Annotated in this window: 5 protein-coding genes and 1 pseudogene; 5 read left to right on the top strand and 1 reads right to left on the bottom strand. The window is 51.2% G+C overall.

Features of this window, described 5'->3' with window-relative positions:
• The 5 genes from VIM87_RS01085 to VIM87_RS01065 all read left to right on the top strand — a co-directional run.
• The coding region (locus tag VIM87_RS01085) for a gliding motility-associated C-terminal domain-containing protein (RefSeq protein WP_331995178.1) at positions 1–1,742 on the top strand (1,742 nt) is incomplete at its 5' end.
• Between the two features lie 17 nt (positions 1,743–1,759).
• A complete protein-coding gene (locus VIM87_RS01080) occupies positions 1,760–2,758 on the top strand; it encodes a type IX secretion system membrane protein PorP/SprF (RefSeq protein ID WP_331995177.1) in 999 nt (332 codons plus the stop codon).
• Positions 2,759–2,774: 16 nt separating this feature from the next.
• Positions 2,775–4,580, top strand: coding sequence for an OmpA family protein (locus VIM87_RS01075; protein WP_331995176.1), 1,806 nt, complete (start codon positions 2,775–2,777; stop codon positions 4,578–4,580).
• Positions 4,581–4,640: 60 nt separating this feature from the next.
• Positions 4,641–5,750 carry a pyridoxal phosphate-dependent aminotransferase family protein gene (locus VIM87_RS01070; protein WP_331995175.1) on the top strand — a complete coding sequence of 370 codons (1,110 nt, stop codon included), beginning with the start codon at positions 4,641–4,643 and terminating at the stop codon, positions 5,748–5,750.
• Between the two features lie 140 nt (positions 5,751–5,890).
• A complete protein-coding gene (locus VIM87_RS01065; RefSeq protein WP_331995174.1) occupies positions 5,891–8,323 on the top strand; it encodes a penicillin acylase family protein in 2,433 nt (810 codons plus the stop codon).
• On the opposite strand, the pseudogene VIM87_RS01060 reads toward VIM87_RS01065, so the two are convergent.
• A pseudogene (locus VIM87_RS01060) lies at positions 8,320–8,554 on the bottom strand (subclass B3 metallo-beta-lactamase); the annotation flags it as partial. The gene VIM87_RS01065 and the pseudogene VIM87_RS01060 sit on opposite strands and share 4 nt — an antisense overlap.

Raw genomic sequence — 8,554 nt, 5'->3', positions numbered from 1 at the left:
ATGATCTTACAGGTGCTACAGGTATCCTCAACACCGCGGGAGTTGATAATGGTAACGGATCAGGAGAGCATCCCACTACGCCGCCGGATCCAAATGATCCTAACAACCCGCAAACCCATCCTAACCCGGGTGATCCCTCGACCAACGTACCGGTTGATCAAAGTAAAAAGTCCCTCAACTGGAAAAGCGCCGCATATACCGGCACCGGTGCTGCAGGGACGGTAAAAACAGGCGATGAGATCATTTACACCATCCATATACGCAACACAGGATATGTAAAGCTCACCAATGTAGTGATCACGGATAACATACCCACCTATACGCAGTTTGTGAGCGCAGAAGGTGGTATTGTGCCGGATGCAGCCGCTAAGCTTACCTGGACTATTGCAGAGGTCCCGGTAGGCGGCGCAGATGTAACGCGCAGCTTTACCGTAAGGGTGGCGAACGACCTTACCAACGCAACCTATATTGTTAATACAGCCTGGGTCGATAATGGAGACGGCAACGGTAATCATCCCACCGGGCCATCAGATGATGGCAACCCTAATCAGCCCAAGCCCAACCCGGATCCCAATGATCCGGCTACAGAGGTGCCGGTGGATAATGGCAAGAACTCCGCCAACTGGAAAAGCGCCAGCTATACCGGCACCGGTACAGGCGGCGCCGTAACAACCGGCGACGAGATCACCTATACCATTCACGTACGCAATATCGGCAGCGTTACATTAACCAATGTGTTGCTTACAGATAAGGTACCTGCCTATACGGAATTTGTAAGTGCAGAAGGCGGCATAGGCCCGGATTTTACAGGTAAGCTTTCCTGGACGGTTGCCACTATTGCAGTGGGCGCGCCGGATGTAACCCGCAGCTTTAAGGTAAGGGTGGTAAAAGACCTTACCGGTGCTACCAGCATTATTAATACGGCAGCGGTAGATAACGGCAATGGTAAAGGAGAAGATCCCACCACGCCGCCGGATCCCAATGATCCCAATAACCCGCATCCACATCCTAATCCGGGCGATCCTGCCACCAACATACCGGTGGGCAAGGTATCCACATTTGATACCTGGAAAACAGTGACCACAGCCAGCGGAAACCCCAAGGCAAAAGCCGGGGAAATATTAGCCTACACCATCCAGGTGCGGAACACAGGGAATACCGCTATACCGGCCATTAACATTACAGATACCGTACCGGCGCATACCACTTTTGAAAGCGCAACAAATGGCGGTACTTATGACAGGGCTGCCAATGCAGTAAAATGGACCCTGAGCAACCTGGCATTAGGCACTACTGCCAATGTAAGCTTTAAAGTAAAAGTAAGCGCCGGGCTGGATAGTACTGTGCCTGTGATCACAAATACAGCCTTTGTTTCAGATGGTACGGTTACAGTACCCACATCCGGCTGCGATCCTGCATCCGCGGGTTGTAACGGGCACCCGGGTACGGAGATTGAAACCATACCGGACGAAAGCGATGACGGGCTGTTTTTTGTAAATGCCATGAGCCCTAACGGGGATGGTAAGAATGAATATTTCATCATCAAAGGATTGGAAAAATACGGTAAGGCAGCGCTCTATGTGTTTAACCGCTGGGGCAGCATGGTGTACCAGTCAAAAGAATATCATAACGACTGGAATGGTACCGGCTTAAGTGAAGGCACCTATTTCTATAAGCTGGAATTGAAAGAAACAGCAGGCATAAGATTATACAAAGGATGGGTAGTGATAAAAAGGAATTAATTCGTAAACGTACAGTTATGTGCAGCAGAAAGAAATGGTATATAGTAATACTGCTACTGGCAGCCCTGAATAGCAGGGCGCAGCAGAATGTACAGTTTAGCCAGTATGCCTTTAACGGGTTAAGTGTAAATCCGGCCTATGCAGGTTATAAAGATGCCTGGTACCTGAACACCATTTACCGGCAGCAATGGACCGGCCTTCCCGGTGCCCCGCATACAGGAGGCGTGTCGGTAGATGGTCCTGTGCGCCCCATGAAAACCGGCGCAGGTATAGGTTTGGGTTTCCAGGTAATGGCAGATATGCTGGGACCGCAGCAGTCATATTCTTTTTATGGCTCCTATGCGTACCGCATTCCGTTGGACAATGAAAACACGCGCCGCCTTTGTCTGGGTATAGCCCTGGGCGTTACACAGTACCGGCTGGATGGGAAGGCGCTGCAGTACCTGGATGCAGATGACCCTGTGTTTCCGGAGGGAGGTGTAAATGCTTACTCGCCCGATGCACGGTTCGGCATCTATTATCACACACCTTCCTTTTTCCTCAGCCTGTCTGTGCTGGACCTCTTTTCCCGCTATACCAGCACACCGTATAACTGGAAAGGCTATAACTACCAGAACATACGCAAAACGCAGCACATTTACCTGGCAACAGGTTGTATGCTGCCGCTGTCGGAACATGTGCAGCTTAAGCCATCCATCATGCTCAAGGATGATTTTAAAGGGCCAACCAACATAGACCTGAATGCAATGCTGCTCATCGAAAATGTTTTCTGGATAGGCGGCTCTTTTCGTGCAGGCGTGCCCATATGGAACAAACAGCTGCCTTCGGGGCTGGAAGCTGTGAACGCTGCCACCGCTATGGTAGAGTATTATGCATCGGAAAGACTGCGCATGGGCTATGCCTACGACCTTAATATTAACAAGCTGGCCGGCGCCCAGGGCGGGTCGCACGAAATATCTATCGGCCTGTTATTCCCGTCAAAACATTACAGCACATCCAATCCAAGATATTTTTAAAAGAAGCGGTTCTGATATGTTACGTTTTTACACCAACCTGTTAATTGTTTTTTGCTGCTGTCCGGTGATTGTATTTGCGCAAGAGCAAAAAAGCCTGCCGCAGCTGGCAGATGACGCTTTTGCCCGGCAGGAGTATGCGGTAGCAGCTACGCTCTATAGCAGGCTGGCGGAAAGAAAAGGTAACAAGGCATCGCTAAAGCTGCTGGGAAAAACAGCGCAGTGCTATATTGAAATGGCGCGTTTTACAGAAGCAGGTTACTGGTACCTGCAAATGATGGAACGTCCCGGCTGCCCGGCAGAGATCCAGCTCCTGTATAGCGAGATCCAAAAGAATGTAGAGGAGTATGATACGGCAAAGCTTTACTTAAGCCGTTTTAAAAGCGCCGCTGCAGACAGCATGCAATGGAAGAACATGCTGCTGGCCGGTTGCGACAGTGCGCTGCTATGGAAAAAAGATACGCTGAACCTGGCCGTTGAAAACATAAAAGAGCTAAGCTCGCAGGGGGCCGACTGGGTTAGCGGTATTATTAGATCGGGGCTGCTGGTAGTATCCAACGGATACCGTAAAATGTCGTTAAGCACCGGCGCCGAACGTAACCCAGCTACAGATCCGCGGGTGAACCAGCCTTTCTTTAAAGCCTATGTGTTCAAACAATATACAAAAGGCGGCATCGTGAATAATGTGCTGGAAGAAGTGCTGCCGCAGCTGTTGGGAAAGATCCCTTACCACGTAGGCCCGGTTTGTTTCAATAACCGGGAAGATACTTTGTATGTGACCCTGAATGTTTGGGAAAAAGATATGTCGGACAGGGTAAAGAAAGGCGCCGTGAACGGCAAACGTTTAATGTCGTTGTTCTGGTCTGTGAAAAAAGATTCGGTGTGGTTGCCACTGGAGCCGGTTCCCGCGTTAAACATGGCCGGGTATTTTACCGGTAACGCAGCGCTAAGTAACGATGGTAATATCCTGTACTTTGTATCAGACCGGCCGGGCGGGCAGGGCAAAACAGATCTCTGGTATAGCGAAAAGCAGGCAGACGGTCACTGGGGAGCGCCCGCCAACTGCGGACCGTTGATCAATACCCGCTTTGAAGAAGGCTTTCCTACCATGAATGAAGGCGCGCTTTACTTTTCCAGCAAAGGACACCCCGGCATGGGCGGATTTGATATTTTCCGCACCACCGGTAACCGTGCGCAATGGAGCGTGCCCCGCAACCTGCGCCGTCCCTTTAATTCCGGTGCAGATGACCTGGGTTTTGTAATAAAAAGCAACCAGTATGAAGGATACTTTTCCTCGAACCGGCGCGGTGGTGGCGGGGGAGATGATATCTATCATTTCATGGATACGCATATAACAGAAAAACTGGAGAACCCCAATGCCGGGAAACCGGTGCCGGTAGCACCCAAACAGCCGCAGCCCGATACGGCTGCCGTTACGCCTCCGCCTACTAAAACAGACAGCGCCATTGTGAACAAACTGGAGAAATTATATTTCCTGTATGATTATAACAGCGCCGTGCTGTTAACAGCCTCCAAAGACCTGCTGGATCGGGTAGCCGTGGTGCTGAACCAGCATCCTGACTGGAAGCTGATGGTGCGCTCTTATGCAGACAGCCGCGGTTCCGACCGGTATAACATTGATCTTTCCGCCCAGCGCAGCTATGCCGTAATAGAATACCTGATTAAAAAAGGAGTATCATCCAAACGCATGTACTATGAGAACATGGGTGAGCGCGATCTGGTGAACCCCTGTGGTAACGGCGTGCCCTGTAATGAAAGCCAGCATAGGGAAAACAGGCGCAGCATGCTCAAGATCCTGTATTAAGGAAAGATCGTTCATAGCGCAGCAACATCTCCTGAATGATCTTTTCCTTAGCTTTGGCAGATGAAGGAAGATTTTCTTTTATCGCAGCTGGCACAACGCCAGGCGCAGCATGCTTTGCGGGAGCTGAAGCTGCCCGCCCCGCACATGGTGGATTTTTGTTCCAACGATTACCTGGGCATTGCGCGCAGCGCAGCCATGCAGGAAGCAGTGCATACCCTGTTAATGGAAAGGCCTTATATGCATGGCAGCACCGGCTCCCGCTTGCTGGCCGGTAATTATGCGTGGATAGAAGAAGCGGAGCAGAACCTGGCCGCCTTTCATGCTGCCCCCGCAGGCCTCATCTATAATTCCGGCTACGATGCGAATGTGGGTTTGTTCTCCTGCGTACCGCAAAAGGAAGATACGGTGATCTATGATCAGCTGATCCATGCCTCTATCCGCGATGGCATTCGCCTGAGCCGCGCACAGGCTTTTTCTTTTTTACATAACGATGTGGCCGACCTGGAAAAAAAGCTGCAGCGCGCTACAGGTAATGTATTTGTAGCCGTGGAATCCGTTTACTCTATGGATGGGGATATGGCCCCGCTTAAAGAAATGGCCGCAGCCTGCGAAAAGGCCGGCGCTCATTTAATTGTAGATGAAGCCCATGCCACCGGTGTAGTGGGGGAGCAGGGCGAAGGTTTAGTACAGGCGTTGGGGTTAGCCGCTCAATGTTTTGCCCGTGTACACACCTTTGGTAAAGCTGTAGGCTGCCATGGCGCCATTGTATTAGGGTCTGACGAGCTGCGCAAATACCTGGTGAATTTTTCACGCGCTTTCATATATACTACCGCGTTACCCCCTACCGCTGTTGCCGCTATTATGGCCAGCTATAACTTATTCCCTTACATGACGGAGGCCCGTACGCACCTGGCTGCCCTCATTGCCCGCTTCCGGCAGGCCACGCATACCCTGCAGGTGCTGCCCAGTGAAACGCCTATCCAGATCGTGCTTACACCCGGTAATGAATTTACCCGCCGCCAGGCAGCCGCCTTACAGGCTGCCAATTTAGATATAAGGCCCATCCTGCACCCAACAGTACCTAAAGGGCAGGAGCGTTTACGCATTGTATTGCACAGCTTTAATACGTTTGAGGAAGTGGATCGATGTGCAGATATGCTGATGTGCTGATGTGCTAATATGCTGATGTGCTGGTTTGTATGGGAGAAGCTTATATATAAATTCAACAATTCATGTTTTTATATTAATTTCATTAGTATAATTTAATCTATACACCAGCACATTAGCATATTAGCACATCAGCACATTTTATGAGATTCATACCCTTTCTTATAGCCGCCGTTATTACCCTTGCTTTAATCGGAGCCCTGAACCGCAAATGGGGATCCATCCCGCCCTTAGGTAAGTTCTTAAGCCCGCAGGAAGGGTTCTGGCAAAATGCAGAAGCTATCAGCAAAGACTATAACGAGGAGCTGGCCCTGCCCGGCCTCAAAGGCAAAGTAGAAGTATGGCTGGATGACCGTATGGTGCCGCATATTTTTGCAGAGCAGGAAGCCGATGCCTATTATGCAGAAGGTTACCTGCATGCCCGCGACCGCCTTTGGCAAATGGAATTGCAGACTAAGGCTGCACAAGGGCGTTTAAGTGAGATCCTGGGCCCCAAGCTGCTGGAGTACGACCGCCGTCAGCGCCGCCTGGGCATGGGATATGCAGCAGAAGCATCTGCAGCAACCATGTTAAAGGACAGCACTACCAAAATGATGGTGGAAGCCTATTCAGCCGGTATCAATGCCTATATCAGCACCCTTTCTTACAGCGACCTGGCCGTGGAATACAAGCTGCTTGACTATCGCCCCGAGCCCTGGAGCCCGGTGAAATGCGCTGCATTGTTGAAGTATATGTCGTACGACCTGGCCGGTGGCGTGAACGACCTGGAATATACCAATGCCCGCCGCCTGTTCAGCCAGTCGGACTTTAATAATATGTACCCCGACCGTAACGATAGCATAGACCCGGTAATACCCAAAGGCACCGCCTTTGATAAACCGGTGAAGAATGCCGTTATGCCCGCCGATAGCGCTCTGCAGGAAGTAGCCGCCATGCTGCACTTTAAGCAGGATAAACCCGACCCGGATAACGGGAGTAATAACTGGGCTGTAAGCGGCAGCAAAACCCGCAGCGGCGCGCCCATCCTGTGTAATGATCCGCACCTGGGCTTAAGCCTCCCTTCTTTATGGTACGAGGTGCAGATCCATACACCCGGCATGAATGTATATGGCGCCAGCCTGCCCGGCGCGCCCGGCGTTATCATAGGCTTTAATGATAACATAGCCTGGGGCGTAACCAATGGCTCTGAAGATGTGATGGACTATTACGCCGTGCAGTTCCGCAACGGGCGTCAGCAATATTTGTTCAATGGCCAGTACCGCGATGCAGTGCAGCGCGTGGAGGAAATTAAGATCCGCGGCCAGCATTCTTATTACGATACCGTTGCCTACACCGTATGGGGGCCGGTAATGTTCGATAATACTTTTCACGACAATATTCCCGGGCAGCCTTTCCTGGCCCTGCGCTGGAAAGCGCATGACCCTTCCAATGAGCTGCTTACCTTCAATAAGCTGAACCATGCCCGTAATTACGATGATTACCTGGCTGCATTGGAACATTATACCTGCCCTGCGCAGAACTTTATATTTGCTTCCAAAGCCGGTGATATTGCGGTATGGCATAACGGGGAGTTCCCGCTGCGCTGGAAAGACCAGGGCAAATGGATCATGCCCGGCAGCGACAGCACCTTTGCCTGGCAGGGATATATTCCGCATGGCGAAGTGCCCCATATTAAAAACCCCGCACGCGGTTTTGTAAGCTCAGCCAACCAGCAACCAACAGACAGCTCTTATCCTTATTATTACTTTGGCTATTATGACCTGTACCGTGGTAAACGGATCAATGAACGTTTGAGCGCCATGAGCCAGATCACTACGCAGGATATGATGCAGCTGCAGAACGATAATGCCAACCTGTTTGCACGTGCCGCCATACCTTTGCTCACCAGGCATTTGCCGGAGGCCGATCTCAAACCTGCACAACAGCCTTACTACCAGCTGCTGAAAGTATGGGACCAGCAGAACAGCCCTGCCAGTAAAGGCGCCACCATTTTTTACATGTTGTGGGAAGGGCTTAAGCACCGCATCTGGGACGATGAGCTGATGAACCGTACCGACAGCGCAGAGCTGGAGTATCCGCAGGATAACGCCTCCCTGTTATGGCTGATCCGCGATTCCTCCATGCGTTTTGTAGATGATGTGCATACTCCGCAAAAAGAAACATTAACAGACCTGGTGCTGCAAACTTTTGCGCAGGTAACAGATTCTGCACAAAAGCTGGATCAGCGGCAGCAGCTGGAGTGGGGGCGTTTCCGTGGTACGGATATCCGTCACCTTACCCGCAGCCTGCCCGCCTTTAGCCGTATGCACCTGTACACCGGCGGCGGTACGCATGTGGTAAATGCCACCAAGGCTAACCATGGCCCTTCCTGGCGTATGGTGGTGCAGCTGGGCGCTACTACGGAAGCATATGGCATTTATCCCGGCGGGCAAAGCGGTAACCCCGGCAGCCCTTATTATGATAATGCGGTGAATGACTGGGTGCAGGGCAAGTATTACCTGTTACATATCTTTGATCAGAGACAGCGGGATGATGCCGGTATAAAATTCAGGATGGTAATGGGGCCTAAGAGTTAATGCCCCCCACTGCCCAGCTTTTTAAGATAAGCTTCCTGCAAATAGCTTAAGAGGGAATCATAACCCGCCCGGTCAGCAAATGCTGCGGGGTTATAGGCGTCGCCGGGTTTATGTTTCTCATGCAGGTCGAACTGGCCGGCATGGGCTGCGAACCAGAGATCAAATTCCAGCTTTTTCATTGCATCAAGCGTATAGGCGTAATCTTTAGCAACATCCGGGTAGGTGGGCATG

It is taken from the genome of Chitinophaga sp., assembly GCF_036569125.1.
Taxonomy (GTDB): domain Bacteria; phylum Bacteroidota; class Bacteroidia; order Chitinophagales; family Chitinophagaceae; genus Chitinophaga.
Note: the sequence above shows the minus strand (reverse complement) of the source record. Positions and strands in the feature narration are given on the sequence as shown.